This window comes from Streptomyces sp. NPDC020192, from assembly GCF_044388685.1.
Taxonomy (GTDB): domain Bacteria; phylum Actinomycetota; class Actinomycetes; order Streptomycetales; family Streptomycetaceae; genus Streptomyces.
The window spans coordinates 374,150-394,224 of sequence record NZ_JBIRXG010000001.1; the positions used below are offsets into that span (position 1 = coordinate 374,150).

General features: G+C 72.9%; 18 protein-coding genes. 8 read left to right on the forward strand and 10 right to left on the reverse strand.

Annotation, left to right across the window (positions count from 1 at the left end; genetic code table 11):
• Positions 1-2: 2 nt before the first annotated feature.
• The gene (locus tag ACH47Z_RS01760) at positions 3-584 is read right to left on the reverse strand and encodes a septum formation initiator family protein (protein ID WP_399069390.1); all 582 of its coding nucleotides are present in this window, start codon (positions 582-584) and stop codon (positions 3-5) included.
• A gap of 72 nt (positions 585-656) precedes the next feature.
• A complete protein-coding gene (rsmH, locus tag ACH47Z_RS01765) occupies positions 657-1,613 on the reverse strand; it encodes a 16S rRNA (cytosine(1402)-N(4))-methyltransferase RsmH (protein WP_399069392.1) in 957 nt (318 codons plus the stop codon).
• A 420-nt stretch (positions 1,614-2,033) separates the two neighbouring features.
• Between rsmH and ACH47Z_RS01770 the strand changes: the two genes are divergently transcribed.
• The 4 genes from ACH47Z_RS01770 (at position 2,034) to ACH47Z_RS01785 (ending at position 7,641) form a co-directional block, all read left to right on the forward strand.
• Positions 2,034-2,582: a beta-class carbonic anhydrase gene (locus ACH47Z_RS01770; protein ID WP_399069394.1), complete on the forward strand. Its 549-nt coding sequence runs from the start codon at positions 2,034-2,036 to the stop codon at positions 2,580-2,582.
• 279 nt (positions 2,583-2,861) lie between these two features.
• Entirely contained in the window at positions 2,862-3,902 is a 1,041-nt protein-coding gene (locus ACH47Z_RS01775; RefSeq protein WP_399069396.1) for an AAA family ATPase, read from the forward strand.
• The gene (locus ACH47Z_RS01780) at positions 3,902-5,263 is read left to right on the forward strand and encodes a DUF58 domain-containing protein (protein WP_399069398.1); all 1,362 of its coding nucleotides are present in this window, start codon (positions 3,902-3,904) and stop codon (positions 5,261-5,263) included. The genes ACH47Z_RS01775 and ACH47Z_RS01780 overlap by 1 nt, the downstream gene beginning before the upstream one ends.
• Positions 5,260-7,641 carry a DUF3488 and DUF4129 domain-containing transglutaminase family protein gene (locus ACH47Z_RS01785; RefSeq protein WP_399069400.1) on the forward strand — a complete coding sequence of 794 codons (2,382 nt, stop codon included), beginning with the start codon at positions 5,260-5,262 and terminating at the stop codon, positions 7,639-7,641. Before ACH47Z_RS01780 ends, ACH47Z_RS01785 begins: the two co-directional genes overlap by 4 nt.
• Positions 7,642-7,724: 83 nt before the next feature.
• Here the strand turns inward: ACH47Z_RS01785 and ACH47Z_RS01790 are convergent, their stop codons facing one another.
• The 3 genes from ACH47Z_RS01790 to ACH47Z_RS01800 all read right to left on the reverse strand — a co-directional run bounded on the left by ACH47Z_RS01790 (position 7,725) and on the right by ACH47Z_RS01800 (position 9,891).
• A complete protein-coding gene (locus tag ACH47Z_RS01790) occupies positions 7,725-8,108 on the reverse strand; it encodes a DUF3040 domain-containing protein (protein WP_053653797.1) in 384 nt (127 codons plus the stop codon).
• Between the two features lie 277 nt (positions 8,109-8,385).
• Positions 8,386-9,156 carry a methyltransferase gene (locus ACH47Z_RS01795; RefSeq protein WP_399069402.1) on the reverse strand — a complete coding sequence of 257 codons (771 nt, stop codon included), beginning with the start codon at positions 9,154-9,156 and terminating at the stop codon, positions 8,386-8,388.
• Positions 9,157-9,330: 174 nt separating this feature from the next.
• On the reverse strand, positions 9,331-9,891 hold the full coding sequence (locus ACH47Z_RS01800) for an SAV_6107 family HEPN domain-containing protein (RefSeq protein WP_399069404.1): 561 nt from the start codon (positions 9,889-9,891) through the stop codon (positions 9,331-9,333).
• 190 nt (positions 9,892-10,081) lie between these two features.
• Here ACH47Z_RS01800 and ACH47Z_RS01805 point away from each other — a divergent pair, with 190 nt between their 5' ends.
• The 4 genes from ACH47Z_RS01805 to ACH47Z_RS01820 all read left to right on the forward strand — a co-directional run bounded on the left by ACH47Z_RS01805 (position 10,082) and on the right by ACH47Z_RS01820 (position 15,496).
• Entirely contained in the window at positions 10,082-10,846 is a 765-nt protein-coding gene (locus ACH47Z_RS01805; RefSeq protein WP_399070342.1) for an ATP-binding cassette domain-containing protein, read from the forward strand.
• Positions 10,833-12,917 (forward strand): YhgE/Pip family protein, encoded by a 2,085-nt coding sequence (locus ACH47Z_RS01810; protein ID WP_399069406.1) that lies wholly within the window; start codon positions 10,833-10,835, stop codon positions 12,915-12,917. The genes ACH47Z_RS01805 and ACH47Z_RS01810 overlap by 14 nt, the downstream gene beginning before the upstream one ends.
• Before the next feature lie 47 nt (positions 12,918-12,964).
• Positions 12,965-13,594 carry a TetR/AcrR family transcriptional regulator gene (locus tag ACH47Z_RS01815; protein ID WP_399069408.1) on the forward strand — a complete coding sequence of 210 codons (630 nt, stop codon included), beginning with the start codon at positions 12,965-12,967 and terminating at the stop codon, positions 13,592-13,594.
• Positions 13,595-13,984: 390 nt separating this feature from the next.
• Positions 13,985-15,496, forward strand: a complete 1,512-nt coding sequence (locus ACH47Z_RS01820) for a phytoene desaturase family protein (protein WP_399069410.1) — start codon at positions 13,985-13,987, stop codon at positions 15,494-15,496.
• 32 nt (positions 15,497-15,528) lie between these two features.
• Here ACH47Z_RS01820 and ACH47Z_RS01825 read toward each other — a convergent pair whose 3' ends face one another.
• The 5 genes from ACH47Z_RS01825 to ACH47Z_RS01845 all read right to left on the reverse strand — a co-directional run bounded on the left by ACH47Z_RS01825 (position 15,529) and on the right by ACH47Z_RS01845 (position 20,015).
• Complete coding sequence (locus ACH47Z_RS01825) at positions 15,529-16,485, reverse strand: hypothetical protein (RefSeq protein ID WP_399069412.1); 957 nt, start codon at positions 16,483-16,485, stop codon at positions 15,529-15,531.
• Between the two features lie 56 nt (positions 16,486-16,541).
• The gene (gene metF, locus ACH47Z_RS01830) at positions 16,542-17,465 is read right to left on the reverse strand and encodes a methylenetetrahydrofolate reductase [NAD(P)H] (protein ID WP_399069414.1); all 924 of its coding nucleotides are present in this window, start codon (positions 17,463-17,465) and stop codon (positions 16,542-16,544) included.
• Between the two features lie 134 nt (positions 17,466-17,599).
• A complete protein-coding gene (thiE, locus tag ACH47Z_RS01835) occupies positions 17,600-18,247 on the reverse strand; it encodes a thiamine phosphate synthase (RefSeq protein ID WP_399069416.1) in 648 nt (215 codons plus the stop codon).
• Positions 18,248-18,352: 105 nt separating this feature from the next.
• The gene (locus ACH47Z_RS01840; protein ID WP_027758504.1) at positions 18,353-18,718 is read right to left on the reverse strand and encodes an Rv2175c family DNA-binding protein; all 366 of its coding nucleotides are present in this window, start codon (positions 18,716-18,718) and stop codon (positions 18,353-18,355) included.
• 64 nt (positions 18,719-18,782) lie between these two features.
• Complete coding sequence (locus ACH47Z_RS01845; RefSeq protein ID WP_399069419.1) at positions 18,783-20,015, reverse strand: NAD(P)/FAD-dependent oxidoreductase; 1,233 nt, start codon at positions 20,013-20,015, stop codon at positions 18,783-18,785.
• Between the last annotated feature and the right edge of the window lie 60 nt (positions 20,016-20,075).

The window sequence follows — 20,075 nt, forward strand, 5'->3', positions numbered from 1 at the left end:
CGTCACCTGCCGGGGGTCGGGGTGGGAGTGGGCTGGGGGGTGTGCGGCGGTGGTACGGCCGTCACCGGGACGGAGGGAGTGGGGATGGCCTGGGGCTGGGCCGAGGGTGGAGGTGGTGGGGAGGCGGGGGTCGGGGGTGTCGCGGCCGGGGGTGTGGAGTGGGCGGCGGCCGGGGTCATGACCTCGGGGGCCACCGGGTCGGTGAAGGCGGCCGACTCGGGGATGGCGGCGCTCGGGACGCCCTTGACCGTGCCGTCGGGGCCGAGGAAGGCCGGGTCGCCGCCGGGGACCATGCCGAGTTCGTGCGCGCGGCGCTGGAGGGCGTCGGGCGAGGAGTAGGCGTCGATGTCCCGCTGGAGGGCCTGTTCCTCGTCGGTGAGGCTCTTCGTCCGCTTCTGCAGGTCGGCGAGTTTGAACGAGCCTTCGCTGAGGGCGGAGTTCAGCACCAGCAGCCCGATGAGGCCGCCGCCGAGGAGCAGGACGACGAGGAGGACGAACGGGGTGCGGGCCGCCTGGGCGCGGCCGGCCGGGAAGAGCTGGACGAGCCGCGCGGCCCGCCCCCTCAGTTCGGGTTTCCTACTCACTGCTCCCCCGGTGAGTCCGGGATTCCAACCGGCATCCCGCGTGAGTCCGGAAATCCAACCGACCCGTCTCGCTCACTCGGCGTCCTCCCTGATGCGCTCGGCGCCGCGCAGCCTGGCCGGTGCGGCCCGGCGGTTCTCGGCGACCTCTTCCTCGGTGGGAAGTTCGGCACCCCGGGTGAGCAGCTTGAGCCGCGGCTGGTACCGCTCGGGCACGACCGGGAGGCCGGGCGGCGCGGTGGAGGCGGCGCCGGCCGCGAAGACGTGCTTCACCAGGCGGTCCTCCAGCGAGTGGTACGACAGGACGGCGATGCGCCCGCCGACGCCGAGGGCCTTCACCGCGGCCGGGATCGCCCGCTCCAGGACGGACAGTTCGCCGTTGACCTCGATACGCAGCGCCTGGAAGGTGCGCTTGGCCGGGTTGCCGCCGGTGCGCTTGGCGGCCTGCGGCAGGGCGTCCCGGATCAGCTCCACGAGCCGGGCGCTGTTGCTGAAGGGCTCCTTCTCGCGCTCGCGGACGATCGCGGACACGATCCGCTTGGCCTGCTTCTCCTCGCCGTACGCGCGCAGGATGCGCACGAGTTCGCCCGCCGGGTAGGTGTTGAGGACCTCGGCGGCGCTGATGCCGGTCGTCTGGTCCATGCGCATGTCCAGGGGCGCGTCCTGGGCGTAGGCGAAGCCGCGGTCGGCCTCGTCCAGCTGCATGGAGGAGACCCCGAGGTCGAACAGGACGCCCTGCACGCGCGCGATGCCGAGCCGGCGCAGCACCTCGGGCAGTTCGTCGTAGACGGCGTGCACCAGGGTGGCGCGCTCGCCGAAGGGCGCCAGCCGCTCCCCGGACAGCCGCAGCGCCTCCTTGTCCCGGTCGAGGCCGATCAGCCGGGCCTCGGGGAACCGGGCCAGCAGCGCCTCGCTGTGCCCGCCGAGGCCGAGGGTGCAGTCGACGACCACCGCTCCCGGCCGCTCCAGGGCGGGCGCCAGCAGATCCAGGCACCGCTGGAGCATCACCGGGACGTGTCGACTCTGGCTCAAGGGGGCCTCTCAGATCCCGCGGGACCATACGCACCGCCGGGTCCCCGCCTGCTCGTGAAGAGGGAGGCCCGCCGGCGCCGGAAGCGTCAGCCGACCGGGAGCGGGAGGAGGCCGAGCCGTACGTACGCGCCGCGCACGTGGGGAGACGGTCCGGGTGTTCGCCGGGGTCTCCGGGGGGTTTCACCAGCGGGGAGAGCCACGTCTCCCGCTTCGCGTCACTTTAGTCCACCCTGTCTCGCGGTCAATCAACCGGCCTGCGCGTCGCGCACCGCGTCACGGCGGAAGCGGCAATTCGAAAAGATTCACCCATTCGAGTCGGGTTTGCCGTCCGTGTGGGTTAGCTCACAACAAGCCACGATGACGTTCTTTGTCCGCTCTCACAGGAGGACGCGGCCGAACGTGACCAGTAGCGTCGTCAGTATGACGACTTCCGCAGCAGTTCCCACTGGACCCGAAGGCGCCATAACCAGCGACGGCACCGTGACGGACCGCCTGGTGGAGGCCAACCAGGCGTACGCCGCCGAGTTCGGCGACCCGGGCATGGACGCGCGTCCCGTCCTCCAGGTAGCGGTCGTGGCCTGCATGGACGCCCGCCTCGACCTGCACGCCGCGCTCGGCCTGGAGCTCGGCGACTGCCACACCATCCGCAACGCGGGCGGGGTCGTCACCGACGACGTCATCCGCTCCCTGACCATCAGCCAGCGCGCGCTCGGCACCCGCAGCATCGTCCTGATCCACCACACCGGATGCGGCATGGAGTCCATCACCGAGGACTTCCGGCACGACCTGGAGATGGAGGTCGGCCAGCGCCCCGCCTGGGCGGTGGAGGCCTTCCGGGACGTCGACCAGGACGTGCGCCAGTCCATGCAGCGCGTGCGCACCTCGCCGTTCCTGCTGCACACCGACGACGTACGCGGCTTCGTGTTCGACGTGCGCACCGGTCTGCTGCGCGAGGTCGACCCGGCCTGACCGGGACAAGTGACCCGGCCCGACCGGGCCCACCGGCCGGCCGCCCCGGAACCACGGCGCCCTCCCCCGCCGTTCCCGCATCGAAAACAGGGTCGAAAAAGCCGTAAGACCGACATCGTTCGGGCAGTTGTCCACAGGCGAGTGACACGAATCGGTAACGGCAGCAAGAATGCGGGGTGTGGCGTCACGCGGAACTTTTCCCGCGTGGTGTCCGTGTTTCGGGGTGGGCCGGTTTCGCACGCAGCGTCGGCCCGGAAAGAACGGGCCGAGGAGGGCCGGGTGACGACCTATGACGATCGAGCGAGCCTCACAGATCTGACCGCCACGGTGGAGCGGGTGCGCGGTTCGGTGGAGGGCGTGATCGAGGGGAAGCCCGAGGTCGTACGCATCGCGCTGACCGTGCTGCTCGCCGAGGGTCATCTGCTGATCGAGGACGTCCCCGGAGTGGGCAAGACGATGCTGGCCAAGGCGCTGGCACGGTCCATCGACTGCTCGGTGCGGCGCATCCAGTTCACGCCGGACCTGCTGCCCTCGGACATCACCGGCGTGTCCATCTGGGACCAGCAGCGCCGGGACTTCGAGTTCAAGCCGGGCGCCATCTTCGCGCAGATCGTGATCGGCGACGAGATCAACCGCGCCTCCCCCAAGACCCAGTCGGCGCTGCTGGAGTCCATGGAGGAGCGCCAGGTCACCATCGACGGGCAGACGTACGAACTGCCCAGCCCCTTCATGGTGGTGGCCACGCAGAACCCGGTCGAGATGGAGGGCACCTACCCGCTGCCCGAGGCCCAGCGCGACCGTTTCATGGCCCGCGTCTCCGTCGGCTACCCGAGCGTGGAGGCCGAGCTGCAGATGCTCGACATCCACGGCGGAGCGAGCCCCCTGGAGGACCTCCAGCCGGTGGCGCACGCGCACGAGATCGTGAAGCTGGTCGAGGCGGTGCGCGGGGTGCACGTCGCCGAGCCGGTCCGGCGGTACGCGGTGGAGCTGGTCGCCGCCACGCGCACGCACCCCGATCTCAGACTCGGTGCCTCCCCGCGCGCGACGCTGCATCTGCTGCGCGCGGCGAAGGCGACCGCGGCCCTGGCCGGCAGGGAGTACGCGCTGCCGGACGACGTGCAGGCACTGGCTGTGGCCGTCCTCGCCCACCGCCTGCTGCCCACCGCCCAGGCCCAGCTCAACCGCCGTACGGCCGAGCAGGTCGTGCAGGAGATCCTCCAGCACACCCCGGTGCCGGCGGCGCCCGGCCAGCAGAGCGGCTTCGGCACCCTGGGCCGGGGCGTCCCGGCGTATCCCCAGCAGCCGCCGCGGAGTCTTTGATGAGCGCCGGGGGGACGGGGCAGGCGGAGCCCGACCGCGGGGAGGCGGGCGGCGTCCGTACGGCCCTGGCGGGGCTGACGACCCGCGGCCGTTCCTTCCTGGCGGCCGGTATCGCGGCCGCGATCTGCGCGTACGTCCTCGGCCAGAGCGATCTGCTGCGCGTCGGCCTGCTGCTGGCCGCGCTGCCCCTGCTCTGCGCGACCGTGCTCTACCGCACGCGCTACCGGGTGGCGGGCACCCGCCGGCTCGCCCCCGCGCGCGTGCCGGCCGGCAGCGAGGCCCGGGTGCACCTGCGGATGGACAACGTCTCGCGGCTGCCGACCGGGCTGCTGATGCTCCAGGACCGGGTGCCCTACGTCCTCGGGCCGCGCCCCCGGTTCGTGCTGGACCGCGTGGAGCCGGGCGGCCGCCGCGAGGTCTCCTACCGGGTCCGCTCCGACCTGCGCGGCCGCTATCCGCTGGGCCCGTTGCAGCTGCGGCTCACCGACCCCTTCGGGATGTGCGAACTGACCCGCTCCTTCTCGGCGTTCGACACGCTCACGGTCATCCCGCGCGTGGAGCCGCTCCCCCCGGTCCGCTTCAGCGGCGAGGCCAAGGGGTACGGCGACGGCCGGCAGCGCTCGCTGGCCCTGGCGGGCGAGGACGACGTGATCCCGCGCGGGTACCGCCACGGCGACGACCTGCGCCGGGTGCACTGGCGCTCCACCGCGCGCTACGGCGAGCTGATGGTCCGCCGCGAGGAGCAGCCGAGGCGCTCGAGGTGCACCGTGCTGCTGGACACCCGGGGCGGTGCCTACGAGGGCGCGGGTCCCGACTCGGCCTTCGAGTGGGCCGTCTCCGGCACCGCCTCGGTGCTGGTGCACATGCTCGAACGCGGCTTCTCGGTACGGCTGTTGACCGACAGCGGCAGCGCGGTGCCCGGCGAGGGCGGTGACGGGTACGCGGGCAGCGGCCCGGAGACCGCGGACGCGGCCGGCCTGATGATGGACACCCTCGCGGTGATCGACCACTCCGACGGCTCGGGCCTGTCCCGGGCGTACGACGTGCTGCGCGGCGGCAACGAGGGGCTGCTGGTGGCCTTCCTGGGCGATCTGGACGAGGAGCAGGCCGCGACGGTCGCCAAGATGAGCCGGCGCAGCGGCGGTGCCGTCGCCTTCGTGCTCGACCCCGACACCTGGACGCGGGAGGCGACCGCGGTGCCACGGCCGGGCGACCGGCATGCGGAGCGGCTGCGTCTGCTGCGCGAGGCGGGCTGGACGGCGTTGAGCGTGCCGCGCGGCGGCTCGCTGACCGCGCTGTGGCAGGAGGCGGACCGGGAGCGTTCGGGGCTGGCCGGGGTGAGCGGGGAGGCGACGGCATGAGCGGGCGGGCACGACTGGCGCTGTGCGCCGCCGCGGCCACGCTGATGGCCTCCTGCGCGCTGCTGCCGCTGGTGGCCGAGCCGACCTGGCTGCTGCAACTGGTGCCGCTGGTGGCCGTGCAGACCGGGGTGGGCGCGGCGGCACGCCGGGTGCCGCTCGGCCGGCCGCTGACGGTGGCCGCGCAGGCGCTGGTCACCCTGATCCTGCTGACCCTGGTCTTCGCGCGGCAGCAGGCGGTCATCGGGCTGATCCCGGGCCCGGAAGCCTTCCGGCATCTGACCGACCTGCTCCAGCAGGGCTCCACCGACGTCAGCGAGTACGCGATACCGGCGCCGCTGACGGAAGGCATCAAGCTGATGCTGATCGGCGGTGTCCTGATCATCGGCCTGCTGGTGGACACGCTCGCGGTGACCTTCCGCAGCGCGGCCCCGGCCGGTCTGCCGCTGCTCGCGCTGTACTCGGTGGCGGCCGGGCTGTCCGACGGCGGGGCCGACTGGCTGTGGTTCCTGGTGGCGGCGGCCGGCTATCTGATGCTGCTGCTCGCCGAGGGCCGGGACCGGCTGGCGCAGTGGGGCCGGGTCTTCGGCGGGCCCCGCTCCCCCGGTGCCCCGGACGGCGGCGCGGTGGCCCCGGTGCGCACCGGGCGCCGGATCGGCGCGGTCGCGCTCGGGGTGGCCCTGCTGGTGCCGCTCGTCCTGCCCGCGATGAGCGGCGGCCTGCTGGACCCCGCCGGCACCGGGGTGGGCGTCGGGAACGGCAACGGGGGCACGATCTCCGCGGTCAACCCGCTGGTGTCGCTGCGCGACAGTCTGAGAACGAACAACGACCGCCAGGTGCTGTCCCTGAAGTCCAGCTCGAACGACGTCTCGGACCTGTATCTGCGGATCGTCTCCCTGGACGACTTCGACGGCACCACCTGGAAGCCGGCCCAGCGGCGCATCACCGGCGTGCCGGACACGTTCCCCACGCCCATCGGCCTGAGCCAGGACGTCAGGCGCGGCAAGGTGACGACGACGATCTCGGCGGCGGACTGGTACGCCCAGGACTGGCTGCCGATGCCGTACCCGCCGAGCGCCGTGAACATCGCCGGCCGCTGGCGCTACGAACCGGTCGGCATGACCCTCGTCGGCGAGCACGGCCAGACCACGCGCGGTGAGACCTACCAGGTGACCAGCCTGGACGTGCAGCCGACGGCCGTGCAGCTGGCCTCCGCGCCGGAGCCGCCGTCGGACCTGAAGCACACGTACACGCAGGTGCCGTCCTCGCTGCCGAAGGTCGTGGCCCAGACCGCGAAGCAGATCACCGCGGGCACCCGCAATCACTACGAGGAAGCGGTCAAACTCCAGGACTACTTCGCGGTGACGGGCGGTTTCCAGTACGACACCAACGTGGAGGTCGGCACCGGCCCCGATGCCATCGCGAACTTCTTGAAGAAGAAGCAGGGTTTCTGCGTCCACTTCTCCTTCGCCATGGCGGCGATGGCCCGCACCCTCGGCATCCCGGCCCGGGTCGCGGTGGGCTTCGCCCCGGGCACCCCGCAGGGTGACGGCACGGTCACGGTGAACCAGAAGGACGCGCACGCCTGGCCCGAGCTGTACTTCGAGGGTGTGGGCTGGACCCGCTTCGAGCCGACCCCGACCCGGGGGACCACGCCGTCGTACACGGTTTCCCACACTCCCGGCACCTCACTGCCGGACCAGGACCTGCCGTCGCACCAGTCGTCCACGGCGCCCTCGGCGGCGGCCTCCGCGAGCGAGAGCTGCTCGCCCCAGCTGATCAAGCTGCAGGGCTGCGACACCGCGTCCGCCGCGGCGGCCCCACACAGCGGCGACGGGGGCCCGGGCCCGTGGTGGGCCGTGCTGATCGGGCTGGCCGCGCTCGTGGTGCCGGCCGTTCCGCTGTCGCCGTGGCTGTGGCGGGCGCGGGTGCGGTCGGTGCGGCTGGGGGCGCACGCCCGGACCGAGGAGGGCGCGGCGGAGCACACGCTGGCCGCCTGGCAGGAGCTGACGGACAGCGCCTGGGACCACGGCATCGCGCCGGACGAGTCGCTGACCCCGCGCAGAGCGGCCGACCGGATCGTCCGGCTCGGCGAGCTGGATCCGGCGGCCGGTGCCGCGGTGCACCGGCTGGCGGACGCGGTGGAGCAGGTGCTGTACGCTCCGCGGCCGCGCCCGGCGGCGGGTGCGGCCGAGGATGTACGCCGGGCGATCGAGGGACTGCGCGGCGCGGTCGGCACGGGTGCGCGGCTGCGGGCGCTGTTCCTGCCCCGCTCGTCGGTGCGGGTGCTGTGGGCGCTGTCGGCCCGCTGGTCGGCGTTGCGGGCCAGGGCAGCGGCGGCGAGGCCCAGCCTGCGCCGGCCGTCGCAGCAGCGGGGTTGAGACAACGTGTGAGGGGCGACCACCTCGGGTGGTCGCCCCTCACACGTATGTCTGTCGATGTCGGCGGCAACCGCCGGACGGCGTCAGTGGCCCTGTTCGTCGCGGCGGCGCTGCCAGCGCTCCTCGATCCGGTCCATCATGGAGCGCTTCGGACGCGCCTGCCGGCGGACGGCGCCCGCGGGCTGCTCGCCCGGTTTCGGGGCCTTGCGCCAGCCGGTGACGGCGAGTACGGCGCAGCCCAGCATGACGAGGAAACCCACCACGCTGACCCAGATCAGCTGTGCGACCATTCCGGCCATGAGGAGCGCGATACCTACGAGGAAGCCTGCGACCGCCTGGTAGACCCGACGCCGGGTGTACGTGCGCAGCCCGCTTCCCTCAAGCGCCGACGCGAACTTGGGATCTTCGGCGTACAGCGCTCGCTCCATCTGCTCGAGCATGCGCTGCTCGTGCTCCGAGAGCGGCACGGAGTCCTCCTCATCGTGCAGTCGCCGGGGCGACCCGGGGGGTCCCTTCAGGATAGGCAGGGAATCGCCCCCGTGAAACCCGCCCCTCTACGCCAATTGGCCAACCGGAACCCGCCATGGCCGTCCCGGCTCGCTGAGGCTTCCATTCCCCTGCGACCGGCCCGTCATGCCGGGTGGTCCACCTCGATCATACGGCGCAAACCCCTCGATCGGGGGTCTTGTGTCGTACTCCATCCGCCGTCGATGCCCTGATCAGCAGCGGGTCCCGGCAGTTCGCTCAGACCCCGGCGGCACCCGGTGTCTCGCCGAGTACATGGAGCTGGGTGGCGACGGAGTGGAACGCGGGCAGTTCGGCCGCGGCGGCCTCCAGCTTGAGGAGGGCGTCGAGGGCGCCGGGCTCGGTGTCCACCAGGACGCCGGGCACGAGGTCGGAGAAGACCCGCACGCCGTGCACGGCGCCGACGGTCAGGCCCGCGCCCTCGACCAGCGCGGTGAGCTGCTCGGCGGTGAACCGGCGCGGCATCGGGTCCCCGGTGCCCCAGCGGCCGTCGGGGTCCTGCAGCGCCTGCCGGGCCTCCGTGAAGTGGCCGGCGAGGGCGCGGGCGAGCACGGCGCCGCCGAGGCCGGCGGCGAGCAGGCTGAGGACGCCCTCGGAGCGCAGTGCGGCGACTGCGTTGCGCACACCCTCGGCCGGGTCGTCGACGTACTCCAGCACGCCGTGGCAGAGCACGACGTCGTAGCCGCCGCGCTCGACCACGTCGAACAGGCCGTGCGCGTCGCCCTGGACGCCCCGGACCCGGTCGGCGACGCCGGCCTCGGCGGCCCGGCGCTCCAGCGCGAACAGCGCGTTCGGGCTGGGGTCGACCACGGTGACGCGGTGGCCGAGCCGGGCGACGGGCACGGCGAACTTGCCGCTGCCGCCACCGGTGTCGAGGACGTCCAGCGAGTCCCGGCCCGTGGCCTTGACCCGGCGGTCGAGGGCGTCCTGGAGGACCTCCCACACCACGGCGGTTCGGAGAGAGGCGCGGGGGCGCAAGGGGTCCGACACGGCAGTTGACTCCTCGGCAGGGCGGAAGGCTTCAGGCGAACTCCACCCTATTGCCTCCGCGCCCGGTCCGGTCACCGCGGCCGGGTGGGCAGCGGTGCGTCTCGCCGGCCGGGCAGCCCTCTTGGTCGTTCGCCTCCGGGGCGCTCTCAGCCGGTGTCGAGAGGCCGACCGTGGTCAGCCCGCGTCCGGAAGATCACCCGGGGCACTCGGACCCGGCGGTTCGCCCGCGTCTCTGCGGGGCTGGGGCAGGACGGGCTGGAGGACGAGCATCCGCTCCACGATGCGCAGGAACATCGCCACGTCGCGCATCAGGTCGTCGGCGTCGCGCTGTCCGGCGGCGCCCTGGATGCCGGCCTCGGCGCGGGCGCGGCGGGCGGCGCCGGCGGCGAACAGGGCGCTCCACTCGGTCAGTTCGGGGGCGATCTCGGGCAGCACGTCCCAGGCGCTGCGGATCCGGGCGCGGCGGTGCGGGTTGGTCTCGGGACGCCCCCGGGCGGCGAGCACGGCGGCGGCGGTGCGCAGGGCGGCGAGGTGGGCGGTCGCATAGCGCTCGTTCGGCGTTTCCAGGACGGCGGCTTCCTGCAGTCCGGCATGGGCCTGGGCGAGCAGGTCGAGGGCGGCGGGCGGGGCCGTGGTACGGCGGAGCACGGGGTGCACATCGCTCGCCGGGCCGGTCAGTGAGGGGGCAGGGCCGGTGGCGCGGCGCCGGCGGGCGGCGGCGGACGGGTTGGCCATGACGAACCTCCTGTCGTCTGGGTGACGGCACGCCCTCACACGGGGTGTGCCGTATGTGCCCATCGTGAGGTATGCCACTGACAATCCGTTCTGACCTGGGGTTTTGCCTCGATCGCAGGTTCGGGCGTACTTTTGCACTGACCAGTCAGTTCAAAAACCAGGGGATCAGGCAGGGGGGCGTGTGGACGGCATGCACGGCGTGGACGTCACGGCCGAGGGCCTCGGGCTCAGGGGACCGCGGGGGTGGGCCTTCCGCGGCGTCACCCTCGACGCGAAGCCCGGCTCGCTCATCGCGATCGAGGGACCGTCCGGCTCCGGCCGCACGTGCCTGCTGCTCGCGCTCACCGGGCGGATGAAGCCCACCGAGGGCACGGCCACCGTCGGCGGGCTCGCGCTCCCGAGGCGCATGGCCGCGCTGCGCCGGATCAGCGCCGTGGCCAACGTGGCCGGGGTGACGGACCTGGAGCCGGCCCTGACCGTCGGCGAGCACCTGCGCGAACGCGCCCTGCTGCAGAGCCGGTTCGGCGACTCCCTGCGCGATCTGCTGCGGCCCCGCACCCAGCGCGTGCACGAGGCACGGCTGCGCGTCGACGCGGCCCTGGCCGCCGCCGGGCTCGACCTGGAGACGCTGCCCAAGGGCTCCCGCACGGCCGTACGCGACCTGGAACGGCTCCAGGAACTGCGCCTGTCCATCGCCCTGGCCCTGCTCGGCCGGCCCGGGCTGATCGGCGTCGACGACATCGACCTCAAGCTCTCGGACGCCGAACGCGCCGACGCCTGGGCCCTGCTGCGCTCCCTCACGCGCGCGGGGACGACGGTGGCGGCCGTCTGCCGCACCGCGCCCGCGGACTGCGTGGCCGTACGCACCGGGGCGGCACAGAGCAAGACGGAGCCGGAGACCGGCAGTCCGGAGACCAGTGGCGACCCGAAGGAGGACGCCGATGCGCTCGCCTAGGCTCGCCGCACTCGAGCTGCGGCGTTTCGGGCGCGGGAAGCTGCCGCGCGCCGCCCTGGTCGCGCTGCTCGTGCTGCCTCTGCTCTACGGCGCCCTGTACCTGTGGTCGTTCTGGGATCCGTACGGCCGCCTGGACCGTATCCCGGTGGCCCTGGTCAACGACGACAAGGGCGCCACGGCGGGCGGGAAGAGGATCACCGCCGGGGACGACATCGTCGCCGGGCTGCGCGACAGCCGGACCTTCGAGTGGCACGAGGTGAGCGACGAGGAGGCCCGTAAGGGCGTCGAGAACGGCACGTACTACCTGTCGTTGACCATGCCGGACGATTTCAGCAGGCGGATCGCGTCCAGTTCGGGCGACTCCCCCGAGACCGGCGCACTGCAGGTCCGTACGAACGACGCGAACAACTACATCGTCGGCCAGATCTCCCGGACCGTCTTCAACGAGGTGCGCTCGGCCGCCTCCACCAAGGCCTCCCGCACCTTCCTGGACAAGATCTTCGTCTCCTTCTCCGACATCCACGGCAAGACCGTCACGGCCGCCGAGGGCGCCGACCGGCTGAACACCGGCATCGGCAAGGCCGAGAAGGGCTCCAAGGATCTCGCCGACGGGCTGAAGGACGCCAAGAGCGGCAGCGGCACGCTGGCCAAGGGCCTGAAGAAGCTCGGCACGGGCGCCGGTGACCTCGAGGACGGGTCCCGGCAGGTCGCCGACGGCACGCAGGCGCTCGCCGACCAGGTCAACGGCGTCTACGACAAGGCCGGACCGTTCCTCAGGAGCAACGAGAAGACCATCGGGGACACCGCCCGGCTGGTCTCCGACTCGGCGAAGACGGTCAAGGACAACCTCGACGTCCTGATGAAGCTCGCGCCCGCCGCCGACAGGACCGCGCACGCCTCCTCGGCCGTCCTGGACGAGGTCTACACGGCGCGCTGCGAGACCGCCACGCTTCCCGACCCGGACTGCGCCGACCTCAAGCGGGCGAAGACGGCCGCAGCCGAGGTGGCCACCGTCGCCGACGACCTCGGCACACTGGTCGCCGACCAGGACGGCGACCTGAGGACGATGCGCGCCAACCTCGGCACGCTGCAGCGGCAGGCCGACGCCCTCGCCGAGCGCGCGCCGCATCTGTCCGAGGACGTCGACGACGCCGTCAAGAAGATCGACAAGCTGAACGACGGCGCGCGGAAGGTCGCCGCGGGCGCCAGGAAACTGCGCACCGGGCTCGGCACGGCCCAGACCGGCGCGGACACGCTGGACCAGGGCATCGGCACGGCCGCCACGGGCGCCCAGACGCTGAACGGCGGCCTGTACAAGCTGTCCGACGGCTCCGGGAGGCTCGCCGGCGGGCTGCACGACGGCGCCAGGAGGATCCCGGACTACGACAAGCGGCAACGCGACGCACGCACGGGCGTGATGGCCGACCCGGTCCAGCTGGCCTCCCAGGACCTGCACAAGGCGCCGAACTACGGCACCGGGTTCGCCCCGTACTTCATCCCGCTGTCCCTCTGGGTGGGCGCGATGGTGGCCTACATGCTGATCCAGCCGCTCAACCGGCGTGCCCTGTCGGCCGGTTCGCCGGCGTGGCGGATCGCGCTCGCCGGCTGGCTGCCGGTGGTCGCCGTGGGCGTGCTCCAGGTGGCGGCTCTCATGGCCGTACTGCACTGGGCGATCGGCCTCGAGATGCTGCGCGCGGCCGGCACGATCGGCTTCCTGTTCCTGGTCACGGCGTGCTTCGCGGCGATCGTGCAGTGGCTGAACGCCCGCTTCGGCGCGGCGGGCCGGATCCTGGTGCTGGCGCTGCTGATGCTCCAGCTGACCTCGGCGGGCGGCACGTACCCCGTGCAGACCAGTCCGGGCTTCTTCAACGCGATCCACCCGTTCCTGCCGATGAGCTACATCGTGGCGGCGCTGCGCCGGCTGATCACGGGCGGCGGCCTCGGTCCGGTCTGGCAGGCCGCCGCCGTACTGGCCGCGTTCACCGCGGGCGCGCTCGCCCTGACCGCCCTCGCGGCCCGGCGCCGCCAGGTGTGGACGCCGGCCCGGCTGCACCCGGAGCTGAGCCTGTGATTCCGGAGAGGACTCGGCACGCGCGCGTACCTGTGAGAATCGGGACCATGGAAAGCAGCAGCGCCAGGTCCGGCGGCAGCACGCGCCGCGAGGCCACCCGGCAGAAGCTCTACGAGGCGGCCGTCACCCTCATCGCCGAGCAGGGCTTCTCCGCGACGACGGTGGACGAGATCGCCGAGCGGGCCGGGGTCGCGAAAGGCACGGTCTACTACAACTTCGCGAGCAAGTCGGTCCTCTTCGAGGAGCTGCTGCGGCACGGGGTGGGTCTGCTCACCGCGTCCCTGAAGGAGGCCGCGGAGCACACCGCGCGCGAGGGCGGCAGCAAGGTGGACGCCCTGGACGCGATGGTCCGCGCGGGCCTGGTCTTCATCGACCGCTACCCGGCCTTCACCCAGCTGTACGTGGCCGAGCTGTGGCGCACCAACCGGGCCTGGCAGTCCACGCTGATGGTGGTCCGGCAGGAGGCCGTCGCGGTGGTCGAGGGCGTGCTGCGCGAGGGCGTGGCGGCCGGGGAGTTCAGCGACGAGATCGACATCCAGCTGACGGCGGCCGCGCTGGTCGGCATGGTCCTGGTGGCCGCACTGGACTGGAAGTCCTTCCAGCCGGAGCGCTCCCTGGACGACGTCCACGCGGCACTGTCCCGGCTGCTCCAGGGGCGGGTCAGCGGCAGGGGCTGAGCACATGAGGAGGGCGCCGGTCCGCTGCCGGACCGGCGCCTTCCCACTTCCCCGTACTCCCCGCACTCCCCGTACTCCCCCGTACGGTTCTCCCCCGATGGTCCCCCGTGGGTGGTCGTCCCCCGGGTCCCCCGACTCGCTTCCGCCGACGGATCGGCGGAAGGAGCGGCCAGGTGACAGGCGCCGTTCCGCCGCCCCGTGTCGGCGGTGCCGGGCCGTGCCCCCTTGCCGTGTCCCCACTCTCCCGTGCCCACGGGTCGTGGCCCATCCGCGCGGATACTCATCTCGCGACCTAGGTACGGATACTCAGCCGTACGACGGGCGGTCTCGCGGCCCCCCTTGGCCTGCCCGCGGGCCGGATTGTCAGTGGCGGTCGATAAAGTCGCAGGCATGGCACGGATTGCGGTGATCGGCGCCGGGATGGGCGCGATGGCGGCCGCCGCCCGGCTGGCCGTCGCGGGCCACCGGGTGACGGTGTACGAGCGGACGGACACGTACGGCGGTGCGGTGCGCCGCTTCGAGCGGGACGGGTTCGGCTTCGACACCGGCCCGGGGCTGCTGACGCTGCCCGCGGTGTACCGCGACCTGTTCGTCAAGACCGGCAAGGAGCCGCTGGAGGAGTGCGTCGAGCTGGTCCAGGTCGACCCGTCCTCGCGGCACGTCTTCGCGGACGGCACCGAGGTGTCGGTGCCCAACGCCTCGCGCGCGGGAGTGGTCGCGGCGCTGGACGAGGCACTGGGCGCGGGTGCGGGCGAGCGCTGGGGCGACTTCCTGGTGCGGGCCCGCGAGGCCTGGGACCGCACCCGCAGACCGCTGCTGGAGGAGCCGCTGTGGCCCAACTGGCGGGTGCTGGCCGACAAGGAGCCGTATCCGGCCGTCCCGCACAAGCGGGTGCTGCGCACACGGCGTGCGAGCACGCTGGCCGAGATCGGCTCCTGGGAGCTGCGCGACGAGCGCCTGGCGGCCCTGCTGGAGAGCTGCGCGCTCGCCCACGGCCTCGATCCGCGGACCACTCCGGCGAGCGCGGCCGTGCTGCCGTACATGGAGCACGCCTTCGGCACCTGGTATGTGCGCGGCGGCATCCGGGAGTTGGCGCGCGCGGTGTACGAGCGGTGCCTGAAGCGGCGGGTCGAGTTCGTCTTCGGCACGGAGGTCATGCGCATCCTGGAGCGGGACGGGCGGGCCACGGGCGTGGAGTTGCTGGACGGCACGGTGGCCGAGGCCGACCATGTCGTGGCGGACGTGGACCCGGCGCGGTTGAAGGCGATGACGGACCGTCCGCTCGACAAGGGCGGGGATGTCCGGGTCGATCCCTTCACGACCCGTCCGGGGCGGTTCGTCGTGCTGCTGGCCCTGCGCGGCGGACGCGAGGCCGGTGCCGCGCACCGCACGGTCGTCCACGCGCCGGACCCGGAGTCCGAGCTGGACTTCCTGGACTCGGCGGACGGAGACGAGCCGCCGGCGCCCACGGTGACCGTGCTGCGCCCCGACGACCCCGCGCTCAGACCGGACGACGAGCACGAGTCCATGGTGCTGTCCGCGGTGGTGCCCGGCGCCGCCGACTGGGAGGACGAGGGCATCGTCCGGCAGTACACGGACCATCTCCTCGAAGCCGCCGAGGCGGCGATACCGGGCCTGCGGGACCGCGTCCTGTGGCAGGAAGTGCGCACGCCCGACGACACCGACGACGAGACGAGTGCCTTTCTCGGCGCCGTGCCGGCCCCCTCGCTGGCCGCCGGCGAGGGCCGTTTCCTGCACCCGGCGAACAGCACCCGGCTGCCCGGTCTGTACCGGGTCGGCGGCTGGTCCCACCCCGGCGGCGGTCTGCCGCACGCGGGCATGTCGGGCGCGCTGGTGGCGGGGCTGATCGTTGAGGGCCCGGAGTTCCGCGGCTCGCAGTGAGCCGGTCTCAGGGCTGACAGGCCGGACCGGCGTCAGAAACGGTACTGCTCGTCGTACCCGGCGCCGGACTGCGGCTGCTGCGCATGGCCGTGCCCCTGGCCCTGGTAGGGGTACGGCTGCTCCTGCGGGAGTTCGCCGCCGTAGGTCTCGTCGGTGCGCTGCTGCGGCACCCACACCCCGCCGGGCGGGGTCTCGCCGTAGCCGCCGCCGGCGTACGCGTCCTGGGTGTAGCCCTGCTGGCCGTACTGCCCGGAGTAGCCGGTGTCGTACGCGCCGCCGCCGTAGGACTGGCTGCCGATGTAGGGGTCGGAGTAGTTGGCGTAGCCCTGCTGGCCGCCGGCGTCGTAGCCGTAGCCCTGCTGGCCGTAGCCGGAGTAGTCGTAGGCGTAGGCCTGCTGTCCGGCGCCCTGGGGCTGGGCCGCGTGGGTGGCGGTGTCGCCGTAGACGCCGTAGTTACCGGTGTCCTCGGGCAGCGGCTGGGGCTCGTAGACGGTGGTGGTCTCCGCGGCGGTGGGCTCGAGGGGGCGGGCCGGGGTGAAGACGTCGTCGCGGTCGTAGTCGTCGTCGTAGGCGTCGTGACCCTGGGCGTAGACGGTCTGGTCGGGCCCCCGGTCCGCCTCCGGGCCGGTGGGCTCCAGGTCGGAGAGCTCCGGCGCCGGGTCCTGCCGGTCCGCCCTGCCGCGACGGCGCTTGCTGCCGCCGCTGCCGGAGCCACCGGCGCCGCTCTCACCGTCGGGGCGCTTGACCGCCCAGCCGGCGGCGAAGCCGCGGCGGAACGACAGGGTGACGTAGGTCTGGCCGACGGCGAAGGCGATGGCGCCGACGCCGATCACGATCACGGACGGCATCAGCACACCGACCACGACACCGAGGAAACCGGCGAAGGCGAGCAGCCGCCAGCGCAGCCGCGCCTTGTACTGCAGCAGCACCTCGCCCAGCAACCACAGTGCGACGACGCCGAACGCGATGTAGAGGACCGTCCAGCCCATGTACGCCCCTCTCCCAGTGACCGCTACGCAGTGTGTCGTATCGCGATGCGGCCGGTCTAGGCCTGCGGGGGGTGGTGCAGGCCCAGGTTCTCGTAGATTTCCAGGGTCGCCGTGGAGTTGTTGAGCGTGATGAAGTGCAGTCCGGGCACTCCCTCGGCGAGCAGCCGAGCGCAGAACTCCGTGGCGAAGTCGATACCGATGGAGCGTACCGCCGCCGGATCGTCCTTCGCTGTGAGGATCCGCTCTTTCAGGGCATCCGGGAAGACAGCATTGCTGAGTTTGGGCAACCGTTCCAGCATCTTCACGCTGGTGACAGGCAGGATCTCGGGGATCACCGGGGTCTCACAGCCCGCGGCCACCACGCGGTCGCGCAGCCGGAGATACGACTCCGGCTGGAAGAACATCTGTGTGATGGCGTAGTCGGCGCCCGCGCGGCACTTGTCCACGAAGTGGGCGACGTCCGTGTCCCAGTCCGAGGAGCGGGGGTGCATCTCCGGGAAGGCGGCGACGCCGACGCAGAAGTCGCCCGCCTCCTTGATGAGCCGGACGAGATCGGCCGCGTAGGTCAGGCCCTTGGGGTGCGGGACCCAGTCGCCCATGGGGTCGCCGGGCGGGTCGCCGCGCACGGCGAGCATGTTGCGGATGCCCGCGTCCGCGTACTGGCCGATGATGTTGCGCAGTTCGGCGACGGAGTGGTCGACCGCGGTGAGGTGGGCGACGGGGGTGAGCGTGGTGTCGGCGACGATCTGCTCGGTCTCCTTGACCGTGCCCGCGCGGGTGGAGCCGCCGGCGCCGTAGGTCACGGAGACGAAGTCGGGGGCGACCGCCTCGACCCGCCGGAGCGCGCTCCACAGGTTCCGCTCGCCCTTGGGGGTCTTCGGCGCAGAGAACTCGAACGAGTACGTCGTCTTGCCGGTGGCGAGGATGTCCCGCACGGTGCGTGCGCGATCAGTCCTGGTGGAGGGGGTTCCGAGGGCCATACGGGCAGGTTAGCCAGGGGTGGGCGGTACCCCAACCGGACGCCGGTAATTTGCCCGAATTGTCGGTTTTCTGTCCACTCCTTGGACAGAAATCCGGACAGACCCGGGGCACAGACCCGGACGGCGGCGTGTCGCTATGCCTGCCGCAGCCGCTTGGCGAACTCCGCCGCGGCCGCTCCCGGGTCGTCGGCCTCGGTGATCGCGCGGACGACGACCACCCGGCGGGCGCCGGCGTCCAGCACCTCGTCGAGGTTGGCGAGGTCGATGCCGCCGATGGCGAACCAGGGGCGCTCGGTGCCCAGAGCGGCCGTGTGGCGCACCAGGTCGAGGCCGGGGGCGTGGCGGCCGGGCTTGGTGGGGGTGGGCCAGCAGGGGCCCGTGCAGAAGTAGTCCACACCGTCCTGGGCCGCGGCTGCGGCGGCCTCCGACTCGGCGTGCGTGGAGCGGCCGATCAGCACCTCGTCGCCGAGGATGGCGCGGGCCGCGGGGACCGGCAGGTCACCCTGGCCGAGGTGGAGCACGTCGGCACGGGCGGCGTGGGCGACGTCGGCGCGGTCGTTGACCGCGAGCAGCTTGCCGTGCCGGGCGCAGGCGTCGGCGAGGACCTCCAGGTGCGCCAGCTCCTCGGCGGCCTCCATGCCCTTGTCGCGCAGCTGCACGATGTCGACACCGCCGGCCAGGACCGCGTCCAGGAACTCGGGCAGGTCGCCCTGGCGCCTGCGCGCGTCCGTGCACAGGTACAGACGGGCGCCGGCGAGCGCGGTGCGTGCGGTGTCGGACATGCGTGAGTCCCCCCGTGAATCGGTGTCCTGGCGGCGGTCGCGGGTGGCGCACGGACTGCGGCTACGGCCGCGGCCCGCACGCCACCCCTGCTGATACGGCTCGGCTCAGACGGCGAGCGCCTGGGCGCGGCGCTTCACCTCCGTGCCGCGATTCTCGCTCAGGGCCTGCGCGGGGGTGCCCGGCAGGGTCGGGTCGGGGGTGAAGAGCCACTCGATCATCTCTTCCACCGTGAAGCCGTCGTCCCGCAGCAGCGTCAGGGTCCCGGACAGGCCCTTGACGACCTTGTCCCCGTCGATGAAGGCGGCGGGGACGTGCAGCGCCCGGTTCTCCCCTCGGCGTACGGCGATGAGCTGGCCCTCCTTCACCAGCTGCCGCACGCGCGTCACCTCGACGTCGAGCATCTCGGCGATGTCGGGAAGGGTGAGCCAGGCGGGGACGAGAGCATCGATCTTTGCGTCAATCTCGGTCACAGGGACAAGCCTGCCATCCCCCACTGACAGTCGGAAGTCAGGCAGGTCCAGCCGAGAGGATGAGCTAGTCGACGGTTGCGTCCTTCAGCGGCCTGCCCGGGTCCGCCAGCGCCTGCGCGTCCATCCTCCGCCCCGCCTCGATCAGCCGCCGCCCCTGCGCCAGATCACGCGGGCGGCCGACGGCCAGCAGGGCCACCAGGCGGTCCTCGCGCAGCCAGCACACCGTCCAGGCCGGGCCCGTCCGGTCGCCGCGCCAGATCATGCGGTCGGCGGCGGGGTGATGGCCGGCGTACTGCACGAAGCGGCCGAACTGCTCGGACCAGAAGTACGGCACCGGGTCGTAGGCAGCCGGGGTCTCGCCCAGGATGTTCGCGGCGACCGTGCGCGGGCCCTGCAGGGCGTTGTCCCAGTGGTGGACGAGCAGCCGTTCGCCGTAGCGGGCCGAGGGGAAGGAGGCGCAGTCGCCGACGGCGTACACGTCCTCGACGCTGGTGCGCAGGTGGGCGTCGGCGAGGACGTCCCCGCGCGGGCCCAGCTCGATGCCGGAGCCGGCCAGCCAGCCGGTCGCCGGGTGGGCGCCGATGCCGACGACGACGGCGCCCGCGGGCAGCCGCGTGCCGTCGGCGAGCACCACCGCGCCGGGCTCGACGCGCTCCACGCGCGCGTGGGTGCGCAGTTCGGCCCCGGCGTCGGCGTACCAGGCGGCCATGGGCGCCGCGACCTCGGCGGGCAGCGCGCCGGCGAGCGGCCGGTCGGCGGCCTCGACGACGGTGACCGCGCAGCCCGCCTCGCGCGCGGCCGTGGCGAACTCGGCGCCGATCCAGCCGGCGCCGACGACCACGATCTCGTGCTGCCGGGCGAGCACCGGCTTCAGCCGTTCGGCGTCGTCCAGGGTGCGCAGCAGATGCACGCCGGGCACGCCCTCGGTGCCGGGCAGGGTGATCGGTTCGGCGCCGGTGGCGAGGACGAGGACGTCGTACGACACCGGGCCCGCCTCTGTGTCCAGCTCGTGCTCGGAGGGGCGCAGGCCCAGCACCTCGCAGCCGAGCCGGAGCTCGACGCCGAGCGACTCGAAGTCCACTTCGAAGGCGGAGTCCTCGGCCTTGCCGAGCAGCACGGCCTTGGACAGCGGTGGCCGGTCGTACGGCTGGTGCGGCTCGGCGCCGAGCAGGGTGATGGCGCCCTTGAAGCCCTGCTCCCGCAGCGCGACGGCGGTCTGCACCCCGGCCATGCCCGCGCCGACGACGACCACGCGCCGCCCCTGTGACGTGCCCTCGTGGGCTGTGTGCTCGCTCACCTGATCACCATAGACAGGTGACGGATCGTGAGTCAGCGGGCGTGCTCGGTGACCTGCTCC

Coding starts and splice junctions, on each gene's coding strand:
- thiE (WP_399069416.1), bottom strand. CDS start 18,247: ATGTCCGACACCGCACGCACCGCGCTCGCCGGCGCCCGTCTGTACCTG.
- ACH47Z_RS01785 (WP_399069400.1), top strand. CDS start 5,260: ATGAGCGGGCGGGCACGACTGGCGCTGTGCGCCGCCGCGGCCACGCTG.
- ACH47Z_RS01805 (WP_399070342.1), top strand. CDS start 10,082: ATGCACGGCGTGGACGTCACGGCCGAGGGCCTCGGGCTCAGGGGACCG.
- ACH47Z_RS01825 (WP_399069412.1), bottom strand. CDS start 16,485: ATGGGCTGGACGGTCCTCTACATCGCGTTCGGCGTCGTCGCACTGTGG.
- ACH47Z_RS01800 (WP_399069404.1), bottom strand. CDS start 9,891: ATGGCCAACCCGTCCGCCGCCGCCCGCCGGCGCCGCGCCACCGGCCCT.
- metF (WP_399069414.1), bottom strand. CDS start 17,465: ATGGCCCTCGGAACCCCCTCCACCAGGACTGATCGCGCACGCACCGTG.
- ACH47Z_RS01810 (WP_399069406.1), top strand. CDS start 10,833: ATGCGCTCGCCTAGGCTCGCCGCACTCGAGCTGCGGCGTTTCGGGCGC.
- ACH47Z_RS01815 (WP_399069408.1), top strand. CDS start 12,965: ATGGAAAGCAGCAGCGCCAGGTCCGGCGGCAGCACGCGCCGCGAGGCC.
- ACH47Z_RS01820 (WP_399069410.1), top strand. CDS start 13,985: ATGGCACGGATTGCGGTGATCGGCGCCGGGATGGGCGCGATGGCGGCC.
- ACH47Z_RS01770 (WP_399069394.1), top strand. CDS start 2,034: ATGACGACTTCCGCAGCAGTTCCCACTGGACCCGAAGGCGCCATAACC.
- ACH47Z_RS01780 (WP_399069398.1), top strand. CDS start 3,902: ATGAGCGCCGGGGGGACGGGGCAGGCGGAGCCCGACCGCGGGGAGGCG.